The organism is Paenibacillus cineris (genome assembly GCF_018333335.1).
Classification (GTDB): domain Bacteria; phylum Bacillota; class Bacilli; order Paenibacillales; family Paenibacillaceae; genus Paenibacillus_AQ; species Paenibacillus_AQ favisporus.
In genome coordinates this window covers 1,702,313-1,728,560 of the sequence record NZ_BORU01000001.1, presented here as the reverse complement: position 1 = coordinate 1,728,560, position 26,248 = coordinate 1,702,313, and the positions used below count along the sequence as shown (strand labels likewise).

Here is a 26,248-nt window from a genome sequence, read left to right as displayed (position 1 = left end):
GGAGATCTAATATGGCACCTGTTTAAAAATGCATGTAAACGTCGTTTTCTCAAACGGTGTGCTCGTAAGCCGAATCGATCCTTTCATCGCCTCCGTTAAACGTTTCGAAATGCTAAGGCCTAGTCCGCTACCCTGAAATTGCGGGTTTCGGGCGTCATCTAATGTGTAAAGTCTTTCAAACACGCGGTCCTGGTGGACTTCCGTAATGCCTTTTCCGCGATCCCAGACGTCGACAGCAACCGATTCGCCTTCTTCCCGAAGCGTTAAACCAAACACGCCTCCGTCGCTTCCATACCGGATTGAATTTGATATTAAATTGTTTAATATTCGTTGCAGCGCATGCTCATTACCGAGTATGTAAAGGGGACGCTCCGGAATTTCAAGCTCCACCCGAAGACCTCGGGATGTCAGGAGCTCATAAAATTCAAGCACGCTTTGGCGGCAAATCTCATTGAGGGAAATTTTGCTGAGCGGGATTTCGTAGTCTTCCGACTCGATTTTAACGAGATCAAAAAACTGGTTAAGCAATGCGACCAGACTGTTCACCTTATTGTTTAGCCGCAGAATCACCTGCTTCCTTTCTTCTTCGGTAATCGATTCTTCCTGGTTCAGCTTTTCGGCATATCCCAGAATGACCGTCAGGGGCGTTTTCAAATCGTGGGACATGTTGGATATCATTTTCTTCAGACTATCTTTGGTTCTGGCATAATCCGCAATCACTCTTTGGTTGTAATCCAGCAGACGGTTGATTTGGATCAGCAACTGCTGCACGGCTTGCTGGTCGGTTTGGAAAAGCACCTTCTCGGCGGTTTGATGTTCGATGATCTCCATGATTTTATTCGATATTTCCTGTACATTCCGATTCCATGTTCTGCGGGAAACAAACTGCCAAATATTCATGAGGAGCAAAACAGCAATGGCCGAGCTTAGAAAAATAACCATGGCTACCCTCCCAATTTATATCCGATGCCCCAAACGGTACGAATAAACTGAGGATTGGAAGGATCTTCTTCGATTTTTTCTCGAAGCCTGCGGATATGAACGTTAATCACGTTTTCATTCCCATAATAATCGTCTTGCCAGACGAATTGATAGATTTGCTCCTTGGTGAACACCCTGCTCTGATAAGTTAAGAATAATTTCAGAATATGAAACTCCTTGGAGGTGAGCGTAACACTCTGACCTCGGACCTGCACAGAAAACGTGCTTAAATCAAGAGTGAGGTCCTTATAATGAATCCGATCCTCCGTCGGCTGATGATCCGTCCGGATATATTGTGTTGCCCTGCGTATGGCAGCTTGCACTCTGGCGGTTAGCTCAATCATGGAGAACGGCTTGCTTAGATAATCATCTGCGCCAAAACCAAGTCCTAGAGCCTTGTCAAGGTCGCTGCCTTTTGCGGAAATAATAACGACGGGAACGACGCTTCTTTCCCTGATCTGCTTGAGCACATCCATGCCATTTACTTTAGGAAGCATTAAATCCAGCAAAACCAGATCAAACTCCTCCTTATCAATAAATGATTCCGCTTCTTCCCCATCCAGCGCGACAAACACTTCATAGTTTTCCTGTTTTAAATGACTCTCAATCAGCTGGCTGATTTCCTTATCGTCTTCGATTAGCAGAATGCGCTTTGGCACGCAGATCCCCCCGAGCTCCTCGTATTTTGACCGGTGAAATTTCCAACACCTACACTCTCCACTTCCGGATGAGCTGATTGGTCACTTCCGACAACAGCAGGCCAAGGGCGATCGCCCCCGAAATCATAAAGGCTTCGGCTCCCAGCTGGACGGCCTGGTCATACTGGTTCTCAACTGCGTTGCGCATCGCGTCATAAGCCGTTCCGCCGGGGACCAGCGGAATGATGCCCGATACGCTGAACACGATGATCGGCGTGCGGTACCTTTTGGCGAACAAATGGCTGATCATCGTGACGCAGTAACTGGCGACCACGGTGGCTGTAATCCGCAGCACGTGCATATCCTGAAGCCATATATACAGCAGCCAGCCGACCATCCCGGCAAATCCGCACTGCAGCAGCGCCTTTTTCGGGGTGTTGAAGAGCATGCCAAACGCAGCCGATGCGACGAAGCTCGTGACGAGTTGTTCAATGTACATACGGCATCCTCCTCATTGAAATGACAGCATAAATGCGATGCCCGCCCCGATCGCAAAAGAGGTGATGAACGCCTCGGCCCCCTTCGACAAGCCGGAAACCAGGTGGCCTGCCATCAAATCGCGGATCGCATTTGTAATCAGCAGCCCCGGTACGAGCGGCATGACCGAGCTGATGACGATAATGTCCAGGTCCTGCCCGAAGCCGAATTTGACGAACAGGATCGAGCAGAGGCCGATGGCCAGCGCTCCCGAAAACTCGGCGAAGAACTTGACCGGAATCATCCGCTGCAGCATCAGCGTGCAGTAATATCCGAGACCTCCGGCCACAGCTGCGGGCAGGAAATCGGGCCAGATGCCGCGGAACATGATCAGGAAACAGCCGCTGGCCAGCGCCGCCATCAGCAACCGCAGCCACAGCGGGTAAATATCGCCTGTCCGCTGGATGTTTTCCAGCTCCCGGCGCGCTTCAGCGATGGTCAGCTCCCCTTTGCTGATGCGGCGGGATACGCTGTTCACGCGGTCGATTTTATGCAAATTCGTCGTCCGGTCCGAAATTCGGTTCAGCCTCGTGATCGGCTGCGGATCCTCCATAGAAAAAATGAGTCCCGTAGGGGTCATGTAGCTATGCGTTTTATCCACGCCAAAAGAAGCGGCAATCCGTACCATGGTATCTTCCACCCGGTACGTCTCCGCTCCGCTCTGCAGCATGATTTGCCCGGCCAGCAGGCATACCTTCATGATTTCGTGCTCCCTCTGCACCAAGTCTTCCAAAGCTCTTCCTCCCGTATGCGCATAACCCTATGTTAGTTACAGTATAATCGGTTTGCCGGACAAAAACACGGACAAGCGTCACTTCCTCATAATAGAGCGGAATCCTCCGGAGTAAGAAGTACCTTCGGTTATTGTGGCTTGACTCCGATATACAGCAGATGAGAGGAAGCACCTAGGATATATGGGTCTTCTGCAGCCTCCATGATACGGTTCAGAAACCGCTGATATTCCTCTGGACCGCGGCCCCGCCAGTATGCCCACTGTTCCTCGTTCATAGACTGCACCACGCTGCCGGATGCGATCAACTTCACGCTGTCGAAGCCGTGCTGCTCCATGAAGGGACGGATCTCATCAATCGGAAAATAATAAGCTCCCGTAAACCGGCCATCATCGCTGTGGTTGAATACACCCGTTCTCATAAACTCATCAATGCCGTCCATTGTATCATTCGACTTCCAGGACTGCGGATGCAGCAGCGAATTTATTAAATGCCTCGTCCGGGACATAAAGGCGACAAATACATGTCCGCCGGGTTTGACCACCCGGAAGAGCTCCCGGGCCGCCTGCTTCCGGTCTTCCTCCTGCTGAAGATGGTACAGCGGCCCAAGCATCAAAACGGCGTCAAACCGCCCGTCTTCAAATCTTCCAAGATCTCTTGCATCGGCCACGTGTATCCCCTGGAACCGTTCCTCCAGCTTGCATTCCTTCACTTTGCCGGCCGCGAGGCCGACGAGACGCGGAGACAAATCGGTCAAGGTCACGTCATAGCCTTCCTGCGCCAGCGCAACCGCATATTTGCCCGGCCCCGCCCCGTTGTCGAGGACATGTGTTCCCGGCTTCAAATACCGCTTAATGAAATGGAAGTTGACCATAAATTCGACCGGCTCCCGTTCCAGTCTCCCCCATTCATCAAACTGATTATAGTAATCGATTATGCTGCCCATCTTTCCGCTTCCTTTCCATAGACGGATTCCCGTCCTTCATATTTCAGAGCTTATCCCAAGCCAAACCGGTTTCCAGAACGGCCTGGCCGGCGATATCCAGCGTTTTTTCAGAGACAGGACTTCCACCCATTTTTATATAAAATTGACGGGCCGGATTATCCTTGAGCACCCACACGTACATGGAACCGAAGCCGTTCTCCCGGAAGGCTTGGATCAGCGTGTTCACCAGCAATTTTCCATGTCCCCTTCCCTGATGTTCTTGAAGTAAATATAAGGCGTAGATTTCCGCATCATACCCGGCCTCTTCCTCGCGGTATTTTCCCCCTTGTATAAACCCGGACACCCGTCCGGCTTCATCCTCGGAAACGAATGTCCACAAGTCCTTATCCTCCCGGCTTAGAAGCTGCTTCCACCGCTCCATCCGGCTCTCCACCGTCAGCTGATCCAGATAGGCGTCTGCAATCATGCCTCTGTAGGTCGTTTTCCAGCTTTCCACGTGGACCTTGGCCAGCACCGGGTAATCATCATAAGCAGCCTGTCTGATGCTCATACGGAAAATCTCCTTTCGCATAGTACATATTCCAATGCATCCATTCGCACTAGCGTTGATCAGCCTCGAAAAAACTTGATCACCGTCTGAGTTGCCATTATAATAAAAAAAACAAGAACAAATGTTCTTGTTCGGAATTCTCCGATCATCGCTATGTAACTACTTACCTGTAATAATGGAGGAGATAAAACCATGAATCCCTGCTGCCAAAGCGCGCTGCATCATATAAATGTGGCAATCCGTTCCGTTCTCGAGATCATGGACGGTCTGGATGAATGCGATCTGCCGAAGCGGCCCACCCCCGGCAAATTTTCCGTAGGTGAGCTGCTGGAGCATCTCGCCATGCTGCCGCTCGCCGATTTGATCATTTCGGACGGTGCCTCACAGGAAGAGATGGCTGCATTTTACAGCAGGACATCGTATTCGACGAGCGAGCGCATCCGCCAAGCCTTTCAAGATAACTATGAATCCCTTGTACAAAAATACGGCTCGCTGACGGAAGCCCAGCTTCAGGAAGAGGTTTCCTCCTACTGGGGGGCATCATATACTCGGTTCGGCTGGCTGCTGGAAATTTTGGCGCATTTATACCATCACCGGGGTCAGCTTCATTCCATGCTCGTGCATGATTTGGGACATGACCCGCGCGTTTCTTTATTTGAGTAATACATCACTTTTCATTCGGCTGCCGCGTTGGAACATGGGGCTCCTCCCGTTACGTTCTAGGAGTATCCCTTCAGGATGTGCCCGGTAAGGTTACTTTCTCAAAATGTTCAACGACCGGGAAAGGGTCGTAATAGTGATGAAGCAGCCCTTTCCACCGAGCATAAAATTCGGACTGCCTGAATCCATCCGTATGGTCCTCAAGGGTTTCCCAGTTCACGAGGAGGAGGTATTTGTTTGGAACCTCCATACAGCGCTGAAGCTCGTGTCCGATGTATCCTTTCATGGAAGATATAATACCCGAAGCATCCCGGAAGGCTTGCTCAAATGCTTCGCCCTGCCCCGGCTTCACCTGCAGCATCGCGGCTTCCAAAATCATATCATTTCCTCCTGACTCTTTGCCAACTTTATCACGCGTCCTTAGCCGCGCCTATACTTCGAGGTCAAGCACAAGCTCCCCATTTATGAATTGACCGGTCTCTTTAAAACCCAGCCCTTTGTACAGCCGGTTTGCGGCTGTATTGTCGGGAACATGCGAGATTCTGATAACAGTACAGGCCGGATGCTCTTTTTGCTTGCGAAGGACGGCGGATAATCCCGCTTTGCCGTAGCCTCTGCCTTGATAATTACGGTCGATCATGAACCTGACGATCCAGAAGCAGCCGTCTTCCGGATACGGCTCCTCATCGAACAGCGCAAATCCTACCATAACATCATCTGCATAAATCGCGTAGGGATAGCAGGTTTTCTCCTCGGCCGCCTTTTGCAATGAATTTAGATTTGAAGCCACAAATCTCAACTGGTCATCCCTGGGACGAAGCTCGATGCACTGCTGGCGGATATCGTCGGTAACGGGTTTTAAACATACAGGATCCATACAGCCACCTCCTGTCTTCAGCTTCTTGACGGATTCCGCAATCGTGATCTGTTTTTCCTGATCCCACACATCATGGATTTCAAAGGTTCCCTCCTCGAAGAAGAGCGGAAATCTCTTGCGGAACCATGGCTGCATTGGCAGCTCCATCGCATCTTCGATCGTTACCCAACGGAGCTCGCCTTCCGGCGGAGCGGCGAGGAGTTCTCCCTCGTATCTTCTCTTCCTCATTTATTCCGGAATATAACATCTTGCGTGATTTCCGGGGCCATGTCGTAGGCTGCACCCAATCCCTTTTCCTCAATAGCTTGTCTCGATACCCGCTTTAGCGTAATCGACCCGGTAAACTCCGATCGGAACAAGGGCAGGCTGACCGCCACGCAGCCTTCGTCCACCCATCGGGCCTGCAAATGCTTGAGCCCGGCGATCTCCGTCTCGATCCCTTCACGGTACCATGGATGCTCCTCATCTTCGGACACTCCTGGCTCATTGAGACATACGTACAGCGACAGGCTGTCGCACAGCTTAAGCAGGTTAAAATGGCGCTCCACCCGGCTGGCGTCCAATCCGCTGAGCTGACTTTGAATCCGTTCCTGCCGAAGGAGCTCTTCCTTGTAAAACCGGGCGGCTTCCGGGTCTTCGGCATAACGGATCTGCTGGAACGACGCATAATGCTTGCTGCAGAGCAGACCTGCATACGGATCCATCGCTTCCGTCTCATCCAGGCCGGCTCGGTACGAAGACAGCTTGGGCTCAAGCGGATAGTTGATAAAGGAAAACGGGCTGCTGCTTTCCGAATCCCATAGCGGATTCTGGTCCAAATATCTCCAGCCGCGATCATGCTGGGTAATGGCCAGCACCGCAGCTTCACGATCCGATCCTGTCGGCATCCACTCCGCCAATAAATGCTCTGCAATCTGTCCCGATAACTTGGCATGATCATGCTGGCGAATCAGAACGAAGCCTTCCGGTTGTTCTCTGACAATCATCACATTCACCCTCCATCGGTTGATGTTTTACCTAATATTAACTTTTTCCAACCCATTTTCCCAGCAAAAATTCACGTGTGGATCGACAACCTTCCCCGGCCTTGCACCACCAGCAGAAAAAAACCTCCAACCGGAACATTCCGGCTGGAGGCTCAATATCACATGGGGAAGGGGAAGAGCTGGTGCTGATGTTGGTATTGCCAATTAGAAATCAGAGGTAGCGATTTGAATCGTACCGAACACCGGACCGGCAGCTGAAGCCAGCAGTGCGGCGACAAGCAGACGTTCCACTGAGAGCGTCAAGCTGTTTGCCGCCGGGATCGTATAAGTGACAACAGGGGCGTTGACGCGGGTGATGACAAGGTCAACCGGAAAAGCCGACGTGTTGTTCACCGTGACCGCAGCATTGATTCCGCCGGCAAGATTCTCATAGAACGACTTGCCGACACCAGCGGCTAGCGAGTAGAACTGCTCTGGTAACAAAATAGCCATGTGACATGACCTCCTTTACCATTTGATAGATTATCCTATGCCTGAAATCTATCAATGCAACGTTACTTGCCGCTAGATTGAAACACATTTTAATAGACGCCCCAGCCCTGCAGTGACGATTCTGACCGCTTTCTGCAGCTCTATTCTTTATATCAAATCCAGACGGAGCCGGACCATATCCTGCACTTGGATTCCGTCTTCATAGAATACTTCCTCATAGTGTCGGATAAAAAAGCCCGGGTCCACGCCCACGATCCGGAAACCGCAGCGTTGATAGAGTTTCAATTGAGGAAAGCTGGAGTTGGCTGTGCCGATTTCCACCGCATGCGCTCCCTGCCTCCTGGCTTCTTCGACGGCGTTTTCGATCAGCATTTTGCCGATCCCTTTGCCCTGCAGATCTTCCCGTACCGCAATATTGACGATCTCAACCGTTTTCGGATGCGTATCGATCAGTACATACTCTCCCGCTAATTCGCCGTTGAGGTAAGCTCCATACCCCCTGCCCCTTGCGACGTAATCCTCAACCATCTCTTTGGATGGATCAGCAAGCAACAGCAGGTCATAGGGGATATCCTCGCCGATTCCCCACGGTTGAATGGTTATTTCCATCTTGCAAATCACCTCTTTCGTTCTCATGAGCCAAGCTTCTGATTTGGCATATGCCATATGTAAAGTTTTCCTTTCCACCCTGGGGGCCGCTTGCTACAATAGAGAAGCTAATGCATCAGGACGGAGGATTAATCAAACCATGCGGTTACTGCATCAGGTCTCGTCAGAATGGAATCGCCTCAACCGGAATATCCGGCTCTTTTTTCTTGCCAATTTGCTGTATCAGATCGGGACAGGCATGTTCTCGGTGCTCTACAATCTTTACGTGCAAACGCTGGGTTACCCCGATACGATGAACGGCACCTTGGTGAGCGTTCAGTCGTTTGCGACGGCGCTTATTTTCATACCGATCGGACTGCTGGGGGACCGTACCAGCCATAAGCTGCTCTTAATGACCGGCGCATTGTTTACAGGTCTGAGCTTCATGGGCAGGTCGCTGGCCAGCGGTGAATCCGCCCTGATCGTCCTGTCCGCTGCCGCCGGCCTGTTTGCGGCCTTCTTCCAGGTGATCGCCGTCCCGTTTCTGGCCGGGAATTCGGACAAGAAGCAGCGGCTGAAGCTGTTCAGCTACCACTTCTCCCTCGTGCTGGCCGCCCAGGTCATCGGCAGCAGCGGCGGCGGTTACCTGGCCGATGTGCTCCAGTCCGCCGGCTGGAGCAAAATTCACAGCCTGCAGGCTGTGCTGTTCACAGGGGGAGCGGCGAGCGTGCTTGCCTTTGTGCCCTTGATGCTGGTCCGGCAGAAGCCGGCTGTTCAAAAAGACGTTTCGGCCGCTCCCCCGGGGCCTGCCCTGTCCCATCCGCTTCCATCTTCAGCGCGGGAGGACTGGAGCGCCATCGCCAAATTTACGCTGGCCCAGCTGATTGTCGGCCTTGGCTCGGGACTGGTCGTGCCTTATCTCAATCTGTACTTTACAAACCGCTTTGCCGTATCCCTTACGGCCGTCGGCATCCTGATTTCACTCGGCCAGATCATGACGATCGTGTCGATGCTGATCGGCCCGTCGCTGGCAAGCCGCGTCGGACCGGTCAAGGCCGTGGTGCTGTTTCAGATGATGTCCCTGCCTTTTTTGCTGCTGACCGGTTTCACCAACCTGTTCGCAGTCGCTTGCTTCAGCTTCCTCTTCAGGCAGGCACTGATGAATGCGGCCAATCCCATCCAGTCCTCGATCACGGTTGACCGGGTATCCGATGCCCGCAGAGGGATCGCCAACTCGATGACGCAGACCGCATTCATGCTCGGCTGGGCTACAATGGGACCTGTCCAATCCCATTTGCTTACCGCATATGGGACGTACTGGGGCTATGCGCTGACTTTCAGCATGACCGGCATCCTATACATCAGTGCATCGGCCATCTATTACTTTATGTTTAACGAGCGCAAGCAGAAAACCGCTTCTCCGCAGGCGGCTAACCAGAACGCTCCGGCCTGAATGCCAATCCAACGATGCCTGCAGGAGCCTTCCAGCTACCATCACCGTCCCCTCAAAACCGCAAGAATGGGCCGGTACATAGCGGAAGGAGCTCCTGCAGGTTGTTTATCGTCAGCGTCCCTTCCGGCAGGAGCGGACCCGATTCAGCAGGCGCTGTGAGCAGCAGTACGGGACGCAGACCTGCCGCAGCGGCGCCCTGCGCGTCCTTTTCGGGATGGTCACCCACAAACCAGCAGTTCTCCGGACGGGCCTGCAGCCTGCTCAGCGCCATTTCGTAAATTCGCCGGTCCGGCTTCTTGACCCCCGCCTCTTCCGAAACGATAACCGCATCGAAATAGCCTCTGAGCTGCACCTGGTCAAGCTTGGCATACTGGGTTCTGGCCGAGCCGTTCGTGACGCACCCGATCCGGACTCCCCTGCTTTTCAGCTCCTGCAGCACCAATTCCGCTCCGTCCATCGCTACGGTGCAGGAGGGAAACTCAGCGAACCAATAAGCGAGCAGGTCTTCGGCGGTCGTCGCCTCCTCCCTCATTGGCAGTGTCCGCCTCATTTCCTCATACAGCTCCCTTTTTTCCCGATAGCCATTCCGGTCTGCGGCACGCAGCTGTTCCACCAGCCTCAGGCGATGCTCAGGATTGTGCGCGGCGGCAAACCTGTCGATAAATTTTCGCGAAAACTGCTCAAACGCCTGTTTACGGTTCACCAGCGTATTATCCAAGTCGAACAGCACGGCTTCCATACCCTTATCTCCCCCTAGTTAAAAAATCGGAAATGATCCAACTGGGTTTTGATTTGGTCGAATTTCTTCCGCACCGCACCCCTGTGATCGGGCAGCAGGGGAATATGGGCCATGTCCGCAATCCGCTCCGCTACCTGGCTTACCGACAGGTCAACGGTATCGATATGCTCCCGGAATATGTCTTGGGAAAGACCTTCAATACAGCGTTCGGCCTGCTGAGCACCCCATGAGTTTGATCGTTCCCCCCGGCTTTTCAAGCGCTGCAGGATGACTTCGCGCGGAGCGCATAACGCAAAATGCTTCACGGTCATGCCGTCCGTGCGCAGCCGGCCAACGATTTCTTCAAAATATACCGGATCGACCACGGTCATTGGAGCGATGATGACTCCGTCGTATTCACAAGCGATGTGCTTCAGCATGGCATAGTTGAATTCCCGCCATAACGGATATTCCTGAAAATCGGGCTTCTTGATGCTGGGCGGAATATTTTTGCGGATAAAATACCCTGCATTCTCTGGATCGTACACGAAAGAATGCGGTATCCGGCGGTGAAGCTCGAAGGCGGTCTGCGTTTTTCCTGCACCAAACGCGCCATTTATCCATAGGATCATCCATCATCCCTCAACTTTGACGATATTTTGGAGATTGGCTTCTCGCATCCGTTCCATTATACACCAAAAAAACCGGCGGAGCGCCCCGCCGGTTTTTCCCCAACCCTATGCCACAGCATCCCTGGATCATCCTGAAGAGCTGTGGTTCACTGCACTATGCTTCACTTCCGCTGTTCATCCTGTAAATTCCTGCACCCACTCGTTATTGTAAAAGGCGATCCCGATATGGGTGTAGCTTTTGTTCAGGATGTTGGCTTTGTGTCCCGGGCTATTCATCCAGTCCTGCATCACCTGCTGAGGGGAGGTCTGCCCGTTGGCGATATTCTCTCCAGCCGAGTTGTACGTAATCCCGTATTCCTTCATCATGTCGAAAGGAGATCCGTGAGTCGGGGAATTATGGTCAAAATACTTGTTGTCATACATGTCTTTGGCTTTGGCCATTGCCATGTTGGACAGTTTGGAATCCATGCTGAGTGCACCCAAACCTGCTTTGGAGCGTTCCTGATTCACCAGATCGAGCACTTGTTGAGCATATGCTGAGGCATCGCCACTCGCAGAGGTCTGCTGATTGTTTGTACCCGAAGGAGCCTGGTTCCCGGTTCCTGCGGAAGGAGCCTGGTTTTTGGGGGTACCCGCAGGGGCCTGATTGGCCGGCGTTCCCGTTGGTGTTCCCGCTGGCGTACCGGTTGGCGTTCCCGTTGGCGTTCCGCCTGGGGTGGTTGGAGCTCCGGTCCGCGTCCCGGATGGCGTTCCCGCAGGCTGCTGCGGTGAAGTTCCGGGTACCGCCCCTGGCTGCTGAATCAAATTAAGCAAATCCGAGGTCAGGTCGTTTTGATTGACTTGTTTGACCGTCAAATGGGATTTACCCGCTCTGTAAGTAGACGTTGATGAGGCTGAAGTGACGATTTTTCGGGTCGGAGCCGCTTGATGGATATGGCTTGCGCGGTTCGTCTGCTTGGTAGTCACCTGCTGGCGCGCCGTTGAAGCGCCGTGATCCGCGCAGCCTGTAATCAATATCAGAACGGCGATCATAACGATTTTTTTCATATGACGAGTGCTGCCTCCCTAATACGGTTGAATGTAAGATACCGACTTAATTTTTCCGCATCAAAGAGGATTTATACCGGCAAAGTATGCTTATCCGGCGTATGGGTATAGTAACTAAAATATAATAATTATTCCAACGGAGAAGAACCTGACATGAATTCATCTAACCAGAAACCGACAAACATCGATCCGAATCTGCCGCTAAGCCGTCATCTGGTAGACAATGAGCACACGCTAAAAATGATGTTCGAACGCTGCTCGGATGTCATATTCCGGGACGTTACCCTGCAAGGAGACACCAAGCTGCTGTTTATTTACGTAGACGGCATGATTGACAAGGATATTATCCAGTCGGTCATCCTGAAGCCTTTAATGTACGAAGGCATCCCCCAGGGGATCGGCCCCATTGACAGCATTGCGCAAATGTGTGATCAGCAGCTGTTCGCGGTACTGGAAACGAAGAAGGTCAACACGTTCCACGATGCGGCAGATGATATTTTAAAAGGTAACTTGGCCATTCTGGCGGATGGGGAAGCTTCTGTCCTTCTAACAAATGTCTCACAATTTGAAGCAAGATCGATCGAGGAACCGTCTACGGAAGCATCCCTGCGCGGAACGCGGGAAAGCTTCACCGAAACGCTGCGGACGAACACGACGATGCTGCGCAGAATCATCGTCACGCCGAACCTGAAGATGGAATCCTTTCACATCGGTAAACTGACCCAAACCGAGGTTGTACTTGCCTATATTGAAGGAATTGTGTCTGCTTCGATGCTGGATGAAATTCGCTCAAGGGTTCAGCTGATCGATCTTCAAGGCGTGCTGGAATCAGGCTACATCGAAGAATCCATTGAGGACACCAACTTCTCCCCTTTTCCGCAAATGCTGAGCAGCGAGCGGCCGGATGTCGTATCCTCCGGACTGCTGGAAGGACGGGTGGGGATCCTGGTGAGCGGGTCGCCAATCGCTCTGATCGTGCCGATGACGTTCTGGGACGGCCTGCAAGCCCCTGACGATTATTACGAACGGTTTATGTATGTCACTATGAATCGGTGGATCCGATATTTGTTTGCCCTGTTCGCCATCCTGTTTCCGTCGGTTTATATTGCACTGACCACCTTTCATCCGGAAATGGTCCCTCCCAAGCTGATGCTAAGCATTACGGGACTCAGGGAACAGGCTCCATTTCCAACCGTCATCGAAGTATTTATTATGGAATTTATGTTTGAAGGGCTGCGGGAGGCCGGGATTCGGTTACCCCAGCAAATCGGCCCGCTCGTCAGCATCGTCGGTGCCCTGGTTATTGGACAGGCTGCGGTACAGGCCGGGATCATCTCGGCGCCGATCGTCATCGTCGTATCCGCTGCCGGCATATCGTCGTTTGTAATCCCCCGTTACCGGTTCGGCTACCCGATGAGGATGCTGCGCTTCCCGCTGCTCGTACTATCCGGAATTTTCGGGCTTTTCGGTACGGCGATCGGCATGATCGCCATCTTGTCCCATCTGATTCACCTCAGTCCGTTAGGGACGCCGTATCTTCAGCCCGTTGCCCCAACCAGGAAGAGCAGGGTGAAAAATGTATTTTTACGTTGGCCGAGACAACGTGCAGATAAATCTTGAACTTGATGGATAAGGCGGAAGGTACAATGAAAAAAAATTTGCTTTTTTTCTGCTTACTGTTTCTGTCAGCTTCGTTGACCGGCTGCTGGAACCTGAAAGAGCCCAATCAACGTGCTTTTATTATCGGCGTCGGAATGGACATGACTGAGGACAAGGAGTTGGAGATCAGTTCCGAAATCGCCGTACCCGCGGGTTTGGGCAGCAGCCAGGTGACGGGTGCGGGTAAGAAAAACACATTTACGGTCGTGAGTGCGAAGGGAAAGGATTTTATGGATGCCGGGCAGCATATGCAGGCTGAGCTGTCGCGCTCCTTGTTTTATGCTCACCGTCAAACAATCCTGATCGGTCAGCATATGGCCGAAGAGGGGGTGGATAAGTATCTCGACATGGTCGTCCGCAACCCAAAATCGGAAATCCGTTCCGTCGTACTCGTTGTTAAAGATGGAACCGCGAAGGAAGTGATCAAAGCCGAGCCTACATTTGATCCATTCATCAGTACGACACTGGGCAGTCAGCAAAATGCCCTTGGCATGAAGCCCTACTACTTCCGGATGTTATTATGCGATGCCTACAGCGAAGGAACCCAGCCGATTGTGCCTGCCATCACAGCGGATCCTGCCAGAGGTTACGTATACACTGGTTCGGCCATCCTGAATAAAGATCATGGTCTGAAGCTCGTCGGTTTCCTCGATCCGGAGGAGTCGATGTACGATAACTGGATGATGGGTAAGCAAAAAAACCTCACGTTCACCACTCTCATCGGAAAGGAGAACAAGACGATCAGCTTAGCAGTTCAATCCCTAAAGCACCGCACACACATAAAAATGGTTAAAAACAAGCCGCAGATTTACATATCGCTGCACGGCACCGGCAGCATAGTTGAAAACAATTCGCCACTCGATCCTTCCAAGGACGATGATTTCAAAACAATTCAGACCAGGCTGAGCCAGGAAGCGGAGGAGAAGGTTCGCAAACTGGTGGATAAAGCGCAGCACCAATATAAGATCGATATATTTGGAATCGGGGAACAAGTGCACAGGCAGCATCCAGAGGTATGGAAAACCCTCAAGCCTCATTGGCACGAAACGTTCCCCGAACTGCCGATCACTGTATCGGTTCATCTCCGGTACAGGGATCCGGGGCAAACCAATTCTTCGCTGTAGATCATCAATAATCAGGGGAATCACATCGGAAAGGGGGAGAAGCGATGAAGCTGACCGGATCGCAAATTTTTTGGACCTTAAGCACAGTGGAAGTCGTCATGGCCGTCTGGCTGAGAGTGTCGCCTGCTATCGAAACAGCCAAGCAGGACGCGTGGATGTCCATGATTATTGCGGGAGCGATCGGGCTTGCCACCACGTATCTGGTCATGCATGTCAGCCTGCTCCATCCCGGAGAAACCTTAACGCAGTTCAGCCGTAAGCTGCTTGGCGGCTGGATCGGAAGAATCGTGATCCTTCCCTATTTCGTGGCTTGGCTCCTGTTATCCGGGGATGTGCTCCGATCCTTCACGGATTTTATCCATCTGACGATTCTGGACCGGACTCCCATCTGGATTCTCATGGTCATGATTATGGCTTTGGCCGTTTATCTGACCGGCATCAGCGGGATTACCGGCATCGGCCGGTTTTGCGAACTGGCCGGACCCGTGACGTTCATTGCGCTGGTACTCACCTTTTTGCTGAACATCACGAACACGAAGCTTCTTCATATTCTGCCGGTCGCCGGCGATACAAGCTGGCAAGAGGTGTTCAAAGCATCGCTGTCGCCCGCTTCTTTTTTGGGGGAATCGTTTATGCTGCTGGTCCTTCTCGCGTTTATATCCAGCAACAAAAAAATAATCATCAAAGCACTGTCGAGCATCGCGTTCACCGCCATCATGGTCACGTTGGCCACGGTGATGGTGCTGCTCGTGTTCGGCCCCTACGTTGGAATGGAGCTGAGGTTCTCTTACTTTATGCTGGTACGCAGCATCAACATCCTGAACTTTATTCAAAATGTCGATGTGCTCGTGATTTTCATTTGGATTTTTGGCGTCTTCGCCAAGATCTCCCTTTACTTGTTTATCACGAGCTATGAGATGGCCCAGTGGCTTCAAGTGAAAAATTGGAAAAAACTCATATGGTTTTGTGCACCAGCCATCTTCATCATCGCGCTGCTGATTCCGAATGAAGAGACCATTATCATGATTCAGAAGCTGTGGGAGCGGATAATCATTCCGGTCTGCGCGATCGCCATTCCGCTCTTTCTGTGGATGATAACAGTCATGAAGCGTAAAATCGCGAAACAATGAAATCTGCTCGCTCCATCTAGGACTTGGCTGCCGTCACGATCGGCTGGTAAAACCCGGACTCCTCGGGCATGACCCACTCCACACGCTGGAATCCAGCCTGCTGCAAAAAGCTGTTCAGCTCGCTTCGCTGAACTGCCCGGTACACGGCTGCATAGCTCTCCGTCTTCCAAGACTCTAATTGATCCTGCAGTATAAACTGCCGGGTCGTATATGTCGATCCGTCTTTCGACCAATCCCACACCTGGAACACGATTCTCTTGCCTTGATCCAAAATTCTGGGCTGGGTCGCACGGGGCCGCTCGCGGATCAGGCTGTCATAGTCGCGGATCGTAATAATGACCATGCCGCCTGGCACGCATTTATTGTAAAATTGCCGGCAGGCGTTCAGCAGGTCTTCGTCCGTAAGCAAATGCGGCACCGCATTGTCGGCGGAGAAGACGACGTCAAAGGTACCGGCGACATCCTGATCGAGCGTCCTGAAGTCCGCTGTTCCGAATTGGATCGACACTCCCATAGTCTCCGCTTCCCTTTTCGCTCGCGCCACGGAGTCCGGACTAAGGTCGGTTGCCGTCACATCGAATCCGTGCCGTGCTAACCCTAAGCTTTGGGTTCCGATGCCGCATGAGGCGTCCAGCAGCCGAATCTTGCTGCTTCCTGGACGATTCAACCGGGAGCGGATCCACCGGTCCCAAAATTGTCCCTGACTGGACACCGTATGTTTCCAATCTTCGTAAATCAAATGGTATGATTCAGACATACCGTCATAGAAATGCTGCGTAGACGGCCCCATTCATGATCCCTCCTTATTGTCCCGTGATTCATCCTAATCCAGCGTTGTTAAATCATAATGGATAAACTGTTCGTCCCGAACGTATCCGCTTTGTTCGTAGAGCTGCTGGGCACGTACATTTGTTACCGCCGTGGACAAGGACAGCCCCTTCGCCCTGGCCAGCTTGGCGTACCGCTTGGCCGCTTCAAGCAGCAGACGGGCGATTCCCTGCTTGCGGTATTGCTCCCGTATGTACAAATCGTTCAAAATATAGGACCGTTTCATAGAGATGGAGGAAAACACCGGATACAGCTGGGTAAACCCAGCGATCCGGCCCTGCTTCACGTCCTCGGCGATCAGGATGACCGATTCCCGGTGTTCTATTCGTTCGAACAAGAAGGCGGCCGCCCCTTCAACGTCCGTCTCCTGACCATAAAATATCCGGTATAAGTCAAAAATGGCGGCAAGCTCGTGCAGATCCTCGAGTCCCGCCTCCCGGATCGTAATGCTTCTTTGGAACATCATCTGCTTCCTCCTCATCGTGTATTACTTGTACGTGGTATGGCCATTCCATTCGTAATCTTAAGCAAGCGTCCGGTCCCCCCGCGAATTAGGCTGGGAGTAGACCATAAATTCGACCGGCTCCGCAGACCGGTTCATGACCTGGTGCACCGCTCCCGGCTGTATCCTCATTCCCTGATGGGCAGATAACGTATGCACCGAACCTTCGACTTCAATATCGAGTGTGCCAAACAACACGAAGAAAAACTGCCCCGCTCTGGCGTGATAATGCCTTTGCTCACTTGTCCCCGGCGGCATCCTCTCGTGAATGATGCTTACCGTCTCTTCATCAACCAGCCGCCATCCGTCACAATCGTTCCCCCATACATAATGCTCCGCGTTGTCTTTGCTGATCATACCGTGTTGACTCCGCATTTGTTTGCTCATGATATACCAGCCATCCGTTCGTTCAGGATATTCATGCTCCTCAGCGATTTCATAGCCCAGCTTCCGGTAGAACCGGAGGTTTTCTGGAAGCGACAACCTGACTCCCAGCCGAATCTCGGAATAACGAAGCTGAGCAGCGAGTTTCTCGAAATGCTTCATGATGGCCTTGCCCAATCCCCGGCCGCGGGCTTCAGGAATGACGGATATCCTCCCGACGTACAAAAAGGATTCACGGAAGAAATACTGCGCCGATCCTACAGCCTTGTTACCGGACCAAACCAGGAGGGCTCCGCCCCCATGTTCGCTGATTTTGCTCAGGATCGTTTCGGTATTTTCCGACAGAGCGCCTGAGGGCGGATGGAGCCGGCCCCGATATTCATCAAAAGCCAGCATCATCGTCTGGTGAACGAGCTCTATTTCATCCGTGCTCGCGGTTCTGATTTCATAATTCACCTGGTTTGCTCCTTCCTGAGTGTCCTGTTCCTCGCTTCCATCATATATTTGCCCATGGTAAGGAAGCAATCAGTAAAATGAAGCTTGCCCCGAAATCCGACCGCCGGGAGTTCAACCTGCCCATACGTCCTTCACATAGTTTCCTGCCGATTCGAGCCCGGCAAGCCACCCGGCTGCTTCTTCAGGGCTCGCTCCGTGTTTGTCCCGATAGGAGCCCATCAGCGTCTCTTCTACTTGGGGTGCCATCCGGGAGCCGTCGCCGCAAATGTACAGCTTAGCCCCGGCCTCGAGCAGCTTCAGCAGCAGCTCGCCGTCCTGCTTCATCAGATGCTGGACATAGCATTTATCCGTGCCCTCCACTCTGGAGAAAGCCGTATGAAGCGTCACCACGCCGTCCTTTTCCGCCTGCTCAAACTCCTCACGGTATAAGTAATCATGCTCCGGATGTCTGCAGCCAAAGTACAGATGAGCTTCGCCCAGTACCTTTCCTTCCGTTTGCAGGGCCCGTCTCGCCTGGATAAAGCCTCTGAATGGAGCCACGCCTGTGCCCGGCCCTACCATGATCATCGGTGTGGCGGGATCCTCCGGCAGCACAAAGCCGGATTCAGGAGATCGGACGAACATCAGCACTTCGGCCCCAGGATCCTGTTCTGCCAGGTAGTTGGAGGCGATACCTCGGTACTCTCCCTTACCGCTCCATGCCTCACCCCGAACGACACCGACTGTAATGCTGGCAGTGCCTAGGCTGACTTTGGGCGAGCTGGAGATGGAGTAATATCTCGGCTTAAGCGCCGGCAGCAGCTCCAGAAAACGCGCAAACGGCAGCTCGCAGGCTTCATACTGCTCAAGCAGGTCAAGCATCGTAACCCGCTTCACCCGAATGTTGGTTTGGAACGCGCCTTCCTCAAGCATGGCCTCCAGTTCCTTAGCATGCGGCGGACATACCGTGTACGATGCCAGCTCCCGAATTTGGGCACGGGTGGCCGGCTCCTGCAGCTCGACGCTGCGTGCCAGCAGTTCGTCCAGCCGGATCGGCACTCCTGTCTTCAGGTGAGCGCTGTGTTTTCCGTCTGCCGTCAGAATCAGGTGCGCCGAGCCGTCCAGCTGGAATCGGCGGAGCACCCGCCGCACCAATGGCTCAGGATTGACCGGGAGCACGCCCAGATGATCCCCTTCGCGATAAGCCGTACCCTCCGGCAGCGCAATTTCAATGTGCTGCGTGACCCTTCCGCTGTCTGCTTGCTGAAGATTGCAGCTGCGCACGATCCGCCCAGATACGGCATGGTAGGTCTCCGCAAGCGGCACGGCAGCCACCCCCTGGACAAAGCGCAGCGACAGCGTGCTCCGCTTAGTGTCGCGGACGTCCGAGACCGGGAGTCCCAGCGCTGGCATCAAATCCGGCCATAAGCGCTCCGTCCAGTCGTCCACTTCCCGTTCAAAATCGCCGCTGGCATCACTCTCCCCGCGCGGAAGGAGCCGCTTTCCCCCTTTGGCGGCCAGCTGCTCATCAATCAGGCGCGGGATCCGCTGGTACGTGCTGGCCCAATTGTGATCCCCGCAGCCAAATACGGCGTAGCGGACGTCCCGGATGGCGGAAGGATCGGCGGTTTCCAGCCATTCCATAAACGACTTGGCGTTGGAAGGGGGCTGGCCGTTATAAGACGCCGTTACGATAATTACCGCCCCCTCCTTCGGAAGCGCGCCGGCATAGTCGTCCAGGGGACCGACCTGGCTGTCGAATCCCTGGTACCTCGCGCGGTCAGCCACCTCCCTGGCGATGCCTTCCGCGGTGCCCAGATTAGAGCCGTACAGGACAAGCAGCGGCGTATGATGTTCATTTGCAGCCAGGGATGCCGGCTTGGTGGATTCGCTGACAGCGGCTTCCACGGTCTCGGCGCTCCCGTAACCCACTGGAATCAATGCGCCTTTGCGGCTGCGGACACGGATCCGGAATCCATCCGGTTTTAGCGTAAGCGTCTCTTTAACCTTGAGTTCGTAGTGGCCGGCGTCCGCCAGGTCAAAATACTTCAGCACCAACCCCAGCACCAGCGTGGCTTCCTGCAGGGCGAACTGCTGGCCGATGCACGCCCGCTGGCCGTTGCCGAACGGCTTATACGCATCATGCGGAACCTTGCTAGGATCCTCGAACCGCTCGGGTTTGAATACCTCCACGTCATCGCCCCAGACGCGCACGTCCCGGTGAAGTCCCGGAATGAGCACCGTCACGCTGTTCCCCTGCTGGATCGGATAGGTTCCCCCAATCATCGTGTCTTCTTTAGCGTACAGCGAGAAAGCCGGTGCAGTCGGCCATAACCGCAGGGACTCGCTAAGAACCATCCGGACATATTTCAGATCCCTTACCTGTTGATACGTCGGTACGGGATCTTTCAAAACCCGGTCCACTTCTTCCACAGCCTTGCGCAGCTTATCGGGGTTTTTCATCAAAAAATAGATCGCAAAGGAGAGCAAACCGCTGGTCGTTTCATGCCCCGCGATCAAGAACGTGATCATCTGATAGCGGATATTTTCATGATCCAGCCGCTCCCCCGTATTTGCATCAACACCGTCCAGCATATGTGCAAGCAGGTCATCCTCATCCCCGCCATGCGCCTTACGCTCCCGGATCAGTTCATCGACGAGTGAAAACATCGTCTGAATATCTTCTTGAAACTGCCGCTTCTTCCGGATCATAAACATATCCTGGATGCCCAGCCGGTGAAGCTGGTTCATCCCTTCGTCTAGCGCACGTACCATCGCATCGATAAAAGGGTGATTGTTTTCACGGTAAAAGCTGTTAAAACGGTAACTAAACCCGCACAGCCCGATCGTGTCGAGCGTCAGCCGGGTCATATCGGCAGGAACGTCCACCGTCTCGTCCGGGTTCAGCCTTCCCCATTTTTGAATCAACTGCATGGCGATATCCAGCATTTTCGTATGATAACCCTGCATGGCCCGCTGGCTGAAGCTGGACAGCAGAATGTTATGGGCTTTTTTCCAATTGGGTTCCTGGGTTGCGCTCGTAAAGAGGCCGTCACCGGCAAATGCGCGCACGTTCTGCAGCGGAGCCCAGATCCTTTTGTCAAAACGCTTTTCGTCGCAGGCGTCCTTCACATATTCATGGCCGGACACGTACAGCTCCCTGCGACCCCCGGGATATTGGAACTGAAAGATCGGCCCGAGCTCCGCGGCGACCTTCACCAACGATTGCACCGGTGCGGCGGAATCCAGCAAAGGCAGATTGCCTAAAGGTCCGTAGGTTTTAGGTTGAGGCACCTGAATGGTTCGCGTCATGGTTATTCCCTCCATCATCCTTGTTTTTCTCTTTAATCCAGCCCTATCGGCGGACCGGTAACCGCTCTGAAAAATACCAACTGACCAAAATAGTAATTCGGTCATTTTATAAGAAAAAAGGAGGATTTGACGGCTGCTGGCTGCTTACGCCTGACAACGCTGTCCTATCCTACCTTTTACCCTATCATGATATGATTGTCCCGCACATCAGCCAGAGGTCCGGAATTCACCGGCAAGGCGGCGTGCTTCCTGTTACTTTTCAGCCAGGACATCGTTCAGTCATATACGACTTCCGTCCCGGCAATAAAGTCATGAATCGACCGTTTATCTTCACGCAGCCCCACCATAAAAGCACTGACGATCGCGCAGATGCCTAAGCTTAGACCATACACGAGGCCGGCGACGACGTTCCGCAGCAGCATGGTCCCGATTCCGGGGGGCTGGTGATCGCTCACCTTGCGGATCCGGATATTGCATATCCTTTTGCCCACCGTATAACCGTTCCAGAATACAGGCACGAGCAGTGAATACAAACCGCTGATCGTATCGGAAATCCAATCCTCGTTTCCCCATTTTCCCGTAATCATCCACACCACAATCATGATCGGCAAGCCAACGAGCAGCCCATCCACCAGCGATGCCCCAAGCCTGATCCAAAAACCCGCATTCCGATTCATTCCGCCTCCTCCTTCTCGTACCCCAAGTTTTATTCATAGTACTTCGGCGCTTTGGCGGTACATTCTTTACTTATGCGACGGCATGACCATTGTTTCTTCCATGCGCCCTTCCAGCAATATGCTGCTTATATTTAAAGAACGTCACGGAGAAGAAAAAGTTACTGGATTGCGGCAGCTTGCAGCCGTAGTGAAACACTATAACCCGAATTCATGCTTAATCTGGCGCGCCACTTCTTCTGCGCTCAAATCCGTATTGTTGATTCTCAAATAGTTCTCCCGCTTGATCTCGCCATCATATGAATTTAGCCGGTATTTTTCCATCGATGTCTTCAGCTCATTTTCGGACCACTCCGTGTTCCGTTTCGTTGGCTTATGCTGCAGCCGGTTTGGGCTAAGATTGCGGGAGAGCCGCTCGTCTAGATCAGCCTCCAGCTCAACGAAATACACTTCCGCGCCCCTGGATTCGAATATCCCGCAGACCTCCTCCACATAATCCCAATCCGCCTTCATGTCCAGCGCCCATACAAACGTGAAAATAAGGCCGGCAAGGTCGCTCTTGGCAACCTCTTCAAAGATCTCCCTCCGGAACAGTCCAACCAGCCGTTTCCCGGCTTCCGAACCGTAGCTGAAAAACGGCGAAACCAGCTCAATCGTCATATGGTTATGAAAAAGCTTCAGCTTCGTTATTTTTTCGAGTTCCTGTCCTACGGTCATTTTGCCTACGGCCTGCGGGCCAAAAATAAGGATGAATTTCATACGGTCCCTCTCCTTTACATTTCGCGTGGTTGGATGAATTCAACAGGGACGGCTCATTTTCCTTGACTATCGGAGCATAGATGCAAAAAATACACTTCCCGTTTTGAGCGCAAACATAAAAAGCCCTCCGAATCATGATTTCTGTCCATGATATTCGGAAGGGCTCTCGCAGTATGTCTGTATGTAATGGATTAATCGACGAAAAAGTCAGGATCCGGCCTGATCTTGCTTTTGAGCTGTCTAAGGTTGTACTCCATTTTCAATACGATATCCTCTATCACCTTCGGATCGATGGCAAAACGGTCCGGTTCCGGCCGTGAGCCTGCCTTCAAGTCGCGCAGCGTGATTTGCTGCTCCTGCCATTTATCCATCAGATCGGAAATGATCGCATAAAACCGCTCGTAATCGCTTATGACTTCATCCAGGTAGGCATCCACCTCTTCCGGATCGTAACCCCGAAGCTTGTTGCTGAACACCTTTTCATGGATGGAAAGTGCATCCAGATGAATGCCCAGCTGCTTGAACAGCTTCTTCTGTTTATCCAATCGGCGCTGCATATGTTCATCCATTTGACGAATACCTCCAAATCTCTAGCCCCGCAAAGGGAGGATGTCCTGTATTACTCCCACACCCTATATTTTTTATATCACATCCTTGCCTGGGATGAAAACCGTTCCCCGCTTTTTTGGAGAATGTTCCAAAGAAAAATGGCCATCCTAAAGGATGGCACAAATTGACACAAGCGTGAAATATGTTATTATATGAATAGATGCTCATATGTTAATATTAATTAAAACCATGGATGCAATTTCGCTTTGTATTCAAAAGGAGGAGCCGCTTATGGCACACGGTCATCATCACCATCATTCCCACTCAACCACTCACGAACATTCACACTCACACTCACACTCACACTCGCATTCGCATGCGCACGGACCGGCAGATTATAAACGTGCCTTTCTGATCGGTATCGTGCTCAACACGGCCTTCGTCATTTTGGAGGCAGCTTACGGCCTGATCAGCCATTCCCTTTCGCTCGTAGCCGATGCCGGACACAATTTAAGCGACGTCCTCGCTCTCGTGCTGGCCTGGGTCGCCAGCCTCCTCGTCCGAAAGAAAGCGACGGAGCTGCGCACGTACGGTTACCGCCGTTCCTCCATCCTCGCCGCCCTCTTCAATGCCCTGTTCCTGCTCGCGGCGATCGCGCTCATCGCTTGGGGCGCGATCAGCCGCCTTATCCACCCGCAGCCGGTCGACGGCGTGGACGTCATCTGGGTGGCGGCTGTCGGCATCCTCATCAACGCGTTGACGGCGCTGCTGTTCGTTTCCGGACGCCGGGGCGATCTGAACGTCCGGGGGGCGTTCCTGCATATGGCTGCGGACGCCGGTGTATCGCTCGGCGTAGTCATCGCAGGGATCGTCATTTCCGCAACGGGCTGGCTGTGGGTCGACCCGGTCGTCAGTCTGCTGATTGTGCTTGTTATCGGCATCAGCACCTGGGGGCTGCTGAAGGATTCGCTTAATATGGCTCTCGACAGCGTGCCTCCGGGCACAGACATTGCGGCCATCCGAAATTACTTGACTTCCCTGCCCTGGGTCAAAAGCATGCATGATCTGCACATTTGGGGCATGAGCACCACGGAAACGGCGCTCACGGCGCATCTCGTGGTGACGGAGCCCTGCAACGGCGATGAATTTCTGCAGCAGGCAGCCGCCGAGCTGCGCGAGCAATTCGGTATCGGCCATACCACCTTACAGCTCGAGATCGGTGATCTGCCCTGCGCTCTGGACGGAACGGATACCGTCTAGACTGTTAAGCTGGAGCGGACGGACACGGCATGATTGCTCCCCGCGCCTTTAGGGTAAGGAAAGAGTACAGATACCTTATTCTACTGTCAGAAGGGAGTCTTATCCATGAGTCATTTAACCCATGATCAGCAGCAGGAGCTCAAATCAGCACTGCTGGAACGCAAAAAGGAGCTGAGACACCACTTTCACGCGAATGGTGAGGACAATGCCCTGCTGGGCGACTCGCTCGCCGATTCCACAGGCGAGCTGTCCTCTTACGATAATCACCCCGCCGATGTGGGCACGGAGGTGTTCGAACGCGGCCGGGACCTGGCCGTCAACGACACGCTGCAGGATGAACTGGAACAGGTCGACAGCGCTCTTGGGCGCTTGGACCGCGGGGAGTATGGCCAATGCGTCGAATGCGGCCGGGACATTCCGTTCGAGCGTCTGCAGGCGATCCCGTACACCGCTTATTGCGTGGAGCATACACCGAATCGGGACGTCAGCAGCGACCGGCCGGTCGAGGAAGAGGTGATCACTCCGCCGCCATCCGGCGCAGGCGAGAACCGGCAGCGCTATGACGGCCGTTTTGATGATGCGGACGCATGGGAGTCCGTCGAAGAGTACGGCACGTCTAACACGCCGGCCATGGCAGCCAAGCGTGACGTCACCGATTATGATGAAGGCATGTAAAGCCGGTACACACGAACCGAAGCCCCGGGGATCTCCACCAGAGAACCCGGGGCTTTTATTGTCCTGTGTCTTGTGTCTCGCCTACCGAAATGCTTGCAGATGAACGCTTACTGCAGGAAAACCTTCTGTTTCGTCTCGGCCGACTTCAGGCACGCTTCTACAACCTTCATGTTCCGTACCGCATCTTCCGGAGGATAAGGGAGCGGCGTTCCGTCCAATACCGCTGCGGCAAAGGCGTCGGCCTCCAGCATGAAATGGCTCAGCACACCGAAGCGTTCCTCCCGCCGCTGATCCCCAACATGGACGATAATCTGGGCCGGCTCCTCGCTCTGCTCCCAGCCAAATGCAACCGGCAGCTCAATCCGTCCTTGCGACCCGACGATCTCCAGCGTGCACCGGGGCGCGGCCCACATGCCGCAGTCAAAGGTCAGCCCGACGTCGTTCGGGAACTCCACCAGACCGGTTGCCATGACGTCCACATGATCGTGTTCCGCCGAAAACAGCGCCTGGACCGACACGGCCAGCGGCTCCTCGCCAAGGATCATGCGAGCCGCCGAAATCGGGTAGCCGCCAACATCATAGATGGCCCCGCCGCCCATCGTTTTTTTGTACCGCACGTTCTCCTTATTTTCGATGTGGTTGTACGTGAAGCACCCGTGAATGGCCCGGATCTGGCCGATTTCTCCTTCCTCGATGATTTCCCGGACCCTGCGATGCTTCGGATGATACCGGTACATAAACGCTTCAGAGAAAATCACCCCCGCTTCCCTGCACGCTTCGACCATTTCGGAAGCTTCTTCGGGGCTGAGTGCAGACGGCTTCTCGCACAGCACGTGCTTGCCGGCTTTTGCCGCCTTGATCGTCCACTCTTTATGCAAATGGTTGGGAAGTGGAATATAAACCGCATCAATATCGGGATCCTTCAGCAGTTCTTCATAGGTTCCATACGCCTTCGGTATATTAAACTGTTCCGCCGTATCTTTGGCTTTGGCGTAATCCCGGCTGGCCACCGCCGCAATCTCGGCGCGTCTGGCGTTCTGGACGCCGGGAATAAAAGCGCTTCTCGCGATACTGGCCGTGCTTAAAACCCCAAAACGCAGCTTTTCCTGCATCCCCTACGC

Annotated in this window: 29 protein-coding genes; 7 read left to right on the top strand and 22 right to left on the bottom strand. The window is 53.3% G+C overall.

Going from position 1 to position 26,248, the window contains the following annotated elements:
• Nucleotides 1-6 precede the first annotated feature (6 nt).
• The 6 genes from KI379_RS08390 to KI379_RS08365 form a co-directional block, all read right to left on the bottom strand.
• Nucleotides 7-942, bottom strand: a complete 936-nt coding sequence (locus KI379_RS08390) for a sensor histidine kinase (RefSeq protein ID WP_212983279.1) — start codon at nt 940-942, stop codon at nt 7-9.
• 2 nt (nt 943-944) lie between these two features.
• The gene (locus KI379_RS08385) at nt 945-1,640 is read right to left on the bottom strand and encodes a response regulator transcription factor (protein ID WP_280518751.1); all 696 of its coding nucleotides are present in this window, start codon (nt 1,638-1,640) and stop codon (nt 945-947) included.
• Nucleotides 1,641-1,689: 49 nt separating this feature from the next.
• Complete coding sequence (locus tag KI379_RS08380; RefSeq protein ID WP_076167793.1) at nt 1,690-2,118, bottom strand: threonine/serine exporter family protein; 429 nt, start codon at nt 2,116-2,118, stop codon at nt 1,690-1,692.
• A gap of 12 nt (nt 2,119-2,130) precedes the next feature.
• Nucleotides 2,131-2,889 carry a threonine/serine exporter family protein gene (locus tag KI379_RS08375; RefSeq protein ID WP_089546621.1) on the bottom strand — a complete coding sequence of 253 codons (759 nt, stop codon included), beginning with the start codon at nt 2,887-2,889 and terminating at the stop codon, nt 2,131-2,133.
• 128 nt (nt 2,890-3,017) lie between these two features.
• Nucleotides 3,018-3,833 (bottom strand): class I SAM-dependent methyltransferase, encoded by an 816-nt coding sequence (locus tag KI379_RS08370; protein ID WP_212983278.1) that lies wholly within the window; start codon nt 3,831-3,833, stop codon nt 3,018-3,020.
• Between the two features lie 43 nt (nt 3,834-3,876).
• Nucleotides 3,877-4,383: a GNAT family N-acetyltransferase gene (locus KI379_RS08365; protein ID WP_212983277.1), complete on the bottom strand. Its 507-nt coding sequence runs from the start codon at nt 4,381-4,383 to the stop codon at nt 3,877-3,879.
• 192 nt (nt 4,384-4,575) lie between these two features.
• On the opposite strand from KI379_RS08365, the gene KI379_RS08360 reads away from it, so the two are divergent.
• Nucleotides 4,576-5,046 carry a DinB family protein gene (locus tag KI379_RS08360; RefSeq protein ID WP_212983276.1) on the top strand — a complete coding sequence of 157 codons (471 nt, stop codon included), beginning with the start codon at nt 4,576-4,578 and terminating at the stop codon, nt 5,044-5,046.
• Between the two features lie 70 nt (nt 5,047-5,116).
• On the opposite strand, the gene KI379_RS08355 is transcribed toward KI379_RS08360, so the two are convergent.
• The 5 genes from KI379_RS08355 to KI379_RS08335 form a co-directional block, all read right to left on the bottom strand.
• Entirely contained in the window at nt 5,117-5,422 is a 306-nt protein-coding gene (locus tag KI379_RS08355) for an antibiotic biosynthesis monooxygenase family protein (protein ID WP_212983275.1), read from the bottom strand.
• A gap of 51 nt (nt 5,423-5,473) precedes the next feature.
• Nucleotides 5,474-6,148, bottom strand: a complete 675-nt coding sequence (locus KI379_RS08350; RefSeq protein WP_212983274.1) for a GNAT family N-acetyltransferase — start codon at nt 6,146-6,148, stop codon at nt 5,474-5,476.
• The gene (locus KI379_RS08345) at nt 6,145-6,906 is read right to left on the bottom strand and encodes a DUF3891 family protein (RefSeq protein WP_212983273.1); all 762 of its coding nucleotides are present in this window, start codon (nt 6,904-6,906) and stop codon (nt 6,145-6,147) included. The genes KI379_RS08350 and KI379_RS08345 overlap by 4 nt, the downstream gene beginning before the upstream one ends.
• 204 nt (nt 6,907-7,110) lie before the next feature.
• Nucleotides 7,111-7,398, bottom strand: coding sequence for a hypothetical protein (locus tag KI379_RS08340; protein WP_076167812.1), 288 nt, complete (start codon nt 7,396-7,398; stop codon nt 7,111-7,113).
• A gap of 147 nt (nt 7,399-7,545) precedes the next feature.
• Entirely contained in the window at nt 7,546-8,007 is a 462-nt protein-coding gene (locus KI379_RS08335; protein ID WP_076167814.1) for a GNAT family N-acetyltransferase, read from the bottom strand.
• On the opposite strand from KI379_RS08335, the gene KI379_RS08330 reads away from it, so the two are divergent.
• Nucleotides 7,994-9,439: an MFS transporter gene (locus KI379_RS08330; RefSeq protein ID WP_306433650.1), complete on the top strand. Its 1,446-nt coding sequence runs from the start codon at nt 7,994-7,996 to the stop codon at nt 9,437-9,439. The genes KI379_RS08335 and KI379_RS08330 overlap by 14 nt on opposite strands.
• 52 nt (nt 9,440-9,491) lie before the next feature.
• Here the strand turns inward: KI379_RS08330 and KI379_RS08325 are convergent, their stop codons facing one another.
• From KI379_RS08325 to KI379_RS08315, 3 genes are all read right to left on the bottom strand, one after another.
• A complete protein-coding gene (locus KI379_RS08325; protein WP_212983272.1) occupies nt 9,492-10,178 on the bottom strand; it encodes an HAD family hydrolase in 687 nt (228 codons plus the stop codon).
• Between the two features lie 14 nt (nt 10,179-10,192).
• The gene (locus tag KI379_RS08320; protein WP_212969020.1) at nt 10,193-10,789 is read right to left on the bottom strand and encodes an AAA family ATPase; all 597 of its coding nucleotides are present in this window, start codon (nt 10,787-10,789) and stop codon (nt 10,193-10,195) included.
• A gap of 174 nt (nt 10,790-10,963) precedes the next feature.
• Entirely contained in the window at nt 10,964-11,836 is an 873-nt protein-coding gene (locus KI379_RS08315; RefSeq protein ID WP_212983271.1) for a CAP domain-containing protein, read from the bottom strand.
• Nucleotides 11,837-11,989: 153 nt separating this feature from the next.
• Between KI379_RS08315 and KI379_RS08310 the strand changes: the two genes are divergently transcribed.
• The 3 genes from KI379_RS08310 to KI379_RS08300 are packed head-to-tail and all read left to right on the top strand — an operon-like array spanning nt 11,990 to nt 15,749.
• On the top strand, nt 11,990-13,456 hold the full coding sequence (locus KI379_RS08310; protein ID WP_212983270.1) for a spore germination protein: 1,467 nt from the start codon (nt 11,990-11,992) through the stop codon (nt 13,454-13,456).
• Between the two features lie 26 nt (nt 13,457-13,482).
• Nucleotides 13,483-14,619, top strand: a complete 1,137-nt coding sequence (locus KI379_RS08305) for a Ger(x)C family spore germination protein (protein ID WP_212983269.1) — start codon at nt 13,483-13,485, stop codon at nt 14,617-14,619.
• A gap of 44 nt (nt 14,620-14,663) precedes the next feature.
• Nucleotides 14,664-15,749: a GerAB/ArcD/ProY family transporter gene (locus KI379_RS08300; protein ID WP_212983268.1), complete on the top strand. Its 1,086-nt coding sequence runs from the start codon at nt 14,664-14,666 to the stop codon at nt 15,747-15,749.
• 16 nt (nt 15,750-15,765) lie between these two features.
• Here the strand turns inward: KI379_RS08300 and KI379_RS08295 are convergent, their stop codons facing one another.
• From KI379_RS08295 to KI379_RS08260, 7 genes are all read right to left on the bottom strand, one after another.
• The gene (locus KI379_RS08295; RefSeq protein ID WP_212983267.1) at nt 15,766-16,539 is read right to left on the bottom strand and encodes a class I SAM-dependent methyltransferase; all 774 of its coding nucleotides are present in this window, start codon (nt 16,537-16,539) and stop codon (nt 15,766-15,768) included.
• 33 nt (nt 16,540-16,572) lie between these two features.
• On the bottom strand, nt 16,573-17,043 hold the full coding sequence (locus tag KI379_RS08290; protein WP_373309541.1) for a GNAT family N-acetyltransferase: 471 nt from the start codon (nt 17,041-17,043) through the stop codon (nt 16,573-16,575).
• Between the two features lie 57 nt (nt 17,044-17,100).
• Nucleotides 17,101-17,919, bottom strand: coding sequence for a GNAT family N-acetyltransferase (locus KI379_RS34285; RefSeq protein WP_306433649.1), 819 nt, complete (start codon nt 17,917-17,919; stop codon nt 17,101-17,103).
• 111 nt (nt 17,920-18,030) lie between these two features.
• A complete protein-coding gene (locus KI379_RS08275) occupies nt 18,031-21,210 on the bottom strand; it encodes a bifunctional cytochrome P450/NADPH--P450 reductase (protein ID WP_212983266.1) in 3,180 nt (1,059 codons plus the stop codon).
• Nucleotides 21,211-21,485: 275 nt separating this feature from the next.
• Nucleotides 21,486-21,887, bottom strand: a complete 402-nt coding sequence (locus KI379_RS08270; RefSeq protein ID WP_212983265.1) for an RDD family protein — start codon at nt 21,885-21,887, stop codon at nt 21,486-21,488.
• A 195-nt stretch (nt 21,888-22,082) separates the two neighbouring features.
• Nucleotides 22,083-22,643, bottom strand: a complete 561-nt coding sequence (locus KI379_RS08265; protein ID WP_212983264.1) for an AAA family ATPase — start codon at nt 22,641-22,643, stop codon at nt 22,083-22,085.
• 191 nt (nt 22,644-22,834) lie between these two features.
• On the bottom strand, nt 22,835-23,212 hold the full coding sequence (locus KI379_RS08260) for a DivIVA domain-containing protein (RefSeq protein WP_076167836.1): 378 nt from the start codon (nt 23,210-23,212) through the stop codon (nt 22,835-22,837).
• Nucleotides 23,213-23,483: 271 nt separating this feature from the next.
• On the opposite strand from KI379_RS08260, the gene KI379_RS08255 reads away from it, so the two are divergent.
• Nucleotides 23,484-24,452: a cation diffusion facilitator family transporter gene (locus KI379_RS08255; protein ID WP_212983263.1), complete on the top strand. Its 969-nt coding sequence runs from the start codon at nt 23,484-23,486 to the stop codon at nt 24,450-24,452.
• Between the two features lie 105 nt (nt 24,453-24,557).
• The gene (locus tag KI379_RS08250; RefSeq protein ID WP_212983262.1) at nt 24,558-25,127 is read left to right on the top strand and encodes a TraR/DksA C4-type zinc finger protein; all 570 of its coding nucleotides are present in this window, start codon (nt 24,558-24,560) and stop codon (nt 25,125-25,127) included.
• Between the two features lie 107 nt (nt 25,128-25,234).
• Here the strand turns inward: KI379_RS08250 and KI379_RS08245 are convergent, their stop codons facing one another.
• The gene (locus KI379_RS08245) at nt 25,235-26,239 is read right to left on the bottom strand and encodes a Gfo/Idh/MocA family protein (RefSeq protein ID WP_076167842.1); all 1,005 of its coding nucleotides are present in this window, start codon (nt 26,237-26,239) and stop codon (nt 25,235-25,237) included.
• Nucleotides 26,240-26,248: the final 9 nt, after the last annotated feature.

What these genes read in the sequence shown, in the direction of transcription:
- KI379_RS08300 (WP_212983268.1), top strand. Translation starts at nt 14,664, where the DNA reads ATGAAGCTGACCGGATCGCAAATTTTTTGGACCTTAAGCACAGTGGAA.
- KI379_RS08305 (WP_212983269.1), top strand. Translation starts at nt 13,483, where the DNA reads ATGAAAAAAAATTTGCTTTTTTTCTGCTTACTGTTTCTGTCAGCTTCG.
- KI379_RS08290 (WP_373309541.1), bottom strand. Translation starts at nt 17,043, where the DNA reads ATGATGTTCCAAAGAAGCATTACGATCCGGGAGGCGGGACTCGAGGAT.
- KI379_RS08365 (WP_212983277.1), bottom strand. Translation starts at nt 4,383, where the DNA reads ATGAGCATCAGACAGGCTGCTTATGATGATTACCCGGTGCTGGCCAAG.
- KI379_RS08350 (WP_212983274.1), bottom strand. Translation starts at nt 6,148, where the DNA reads ATGAGGAAGAGAAGATACGAGGGAGAACTCCTCGCCGCTCCGCCGGAA.
- KI379_RS08345 (WP_212983273.1), bottom strand. Translation starts at nt 6,906, where the DNA reads ATGATTGTCAGAGAACAACCGGAAGGCTTCGTTCTGATTCGCCAGCAT.
- KI379_RS08315 (WP_212983271.1), bottom strand. Translation starts at nt 11,836, where the DNA reads ATGAAAAAAATCGTTATGATCGCCGTTCTGATATTGATTACAGGCTGC.
- KI379_RS08340 (WP_076167812.1), bottom strand. Translation starts at nt 7,398, where the DNA reads ATGGCTATTTTGTTACCAGAGCAGTTCTACTCGCTAGCCGCTGGTGTC.
- KI379_RS08265 (WP_212983264.1), bottom strand. Translation starts at nt 22,643, where the DNA reads ATGAAATTCATCCTTATTTTTGGCCCGCAGGCCGTAGGCAAAATGACC.
- KI379_RS08380 (WP_076167793.1), bottom strand. Translation starts at nt 2,118, where the DNA reads ATGTACATTGAACAACTCGTCACGAGCTTCGTCGCATCGGCTGCGTTT.
- KI379_RS08370 (WP_212983278.1), bottom strand. Translation starts at nt 3,833, where the DNA reads ATGGGCAGCATAATCGATTACTATAATCAGTTTGATGAATGGGGGAGA.
- KI379_RS08310 (WP_212983270.1), top strand. Translation starts at nt 11,990, where the DNA reads ATGAATTCATCTAACCAGAAACCGACAAACATCGATCCGAATCTGCCG.
- KI379_RS08245 (WP_076167842.1), bottom strand. Translation starts at nt 26,239, where the DNA reads ATGCAGGAAAAGCTGCGTTTTGGGGTTTTAAGCACGGCCAGTATCGCG.
- KI379_RS08325 (WP_212983272.1), bottom strand. Translation starts at nt 10,178, where the DNA reads ATGGAAGCCGTGCTGTTCGACTTGGATAATACGCTGGTGAACCGTAAA.
- KI379_RS08295 (WP_212983267.1), bottom strand. Translation starts at nt 16,539, where the DNA reads ATGGGGCCGTCTACGCAGCATTTCTATGACGGTATGTCTGAATCATAC.
- KI379_RS08330 (WP_306433650.1), top strand. Translation starts at nt 7,994, where the DNA reads ATGGTTATTTCCATCTTGCAAATCACCTCTTTCGTTCTCATGAGCCAA.
- KI379_RS08275 (WP_212983266.1), bottom strand. Translation starts at nt 21,210, where the DNA reads ATGACGCGAACCATTCAGGTGCCTCAACCTAAAACCTACGGACCTTTA.
- KI379_RS08335 (WP_076167814.1), bottom strand. Translation starts at nt 8,007, where the DNA reads ATGGAAATAACCATTCAACCGTGGGGAATCGGCGAGGATATCCCCTAT.
- KI379_RS08355 (WP_212983275.1), bottom strand. Translation starts at nt 5,422, where the DNA reads ATGATTTTGGAAGCCGCGATGCTGCAGGTGAAGCCGGGGCAGGGCGAA.
- KI379_RS08255 (WP_212983263.1), top strand. Translation starts at nt 23,484, where the DNA reads ATGGCACACGGTCATCATCACCATCATTCCCACTCAACCACTCACGAA.
- KI379_RS08320 (WP_212969020.1), bottom strand. Translation starts at nt 10,789, where the DNA reads ATGATCCTATGGATAAATGGCGCGTTTGGTGCAGGAAAAACGCAGACC.
- KI379_RS08260 (WP_076167836.1), bottom strand. Translation starts at nt 23,212, where the DNA reads ATGGATGAACATATGCAGCGCCGATTGGATAAACAGAAGAAGCTGTTC.
- KI379_RS08250 (WP_212983262.1), top strand. Translation starts at nt 24,558, where the DNA reads ATGAGTCATTTAACCCATGATCAGCAGCAGGAGCTCAAATCAGCACTG.
- KI379_RS08270 (WP_212983265.1), bottom strand. Translation starts at nt 21,887, where the DNA reads ATGAATCGGAATGCGGGTTTTTGGATCAGGCTTGGGGCATCGCTGGTG.
- KI379_RS08390 (WP_212983279.1), bottom strand. Translation starts at nt 942, where the DNA reads ATGGTTATTTTTCTAAGCTCGGCCATTGCTGTTTTGCTCCTCATGAAT.
- KI379_RS08360 (WP_212983276.1), top strand. Translation starts at nt 4,576, where the DNA reads ATGAATCCCTGCTGCCAAAGCGCGCTGCATCATATAAATGTGGCAATC.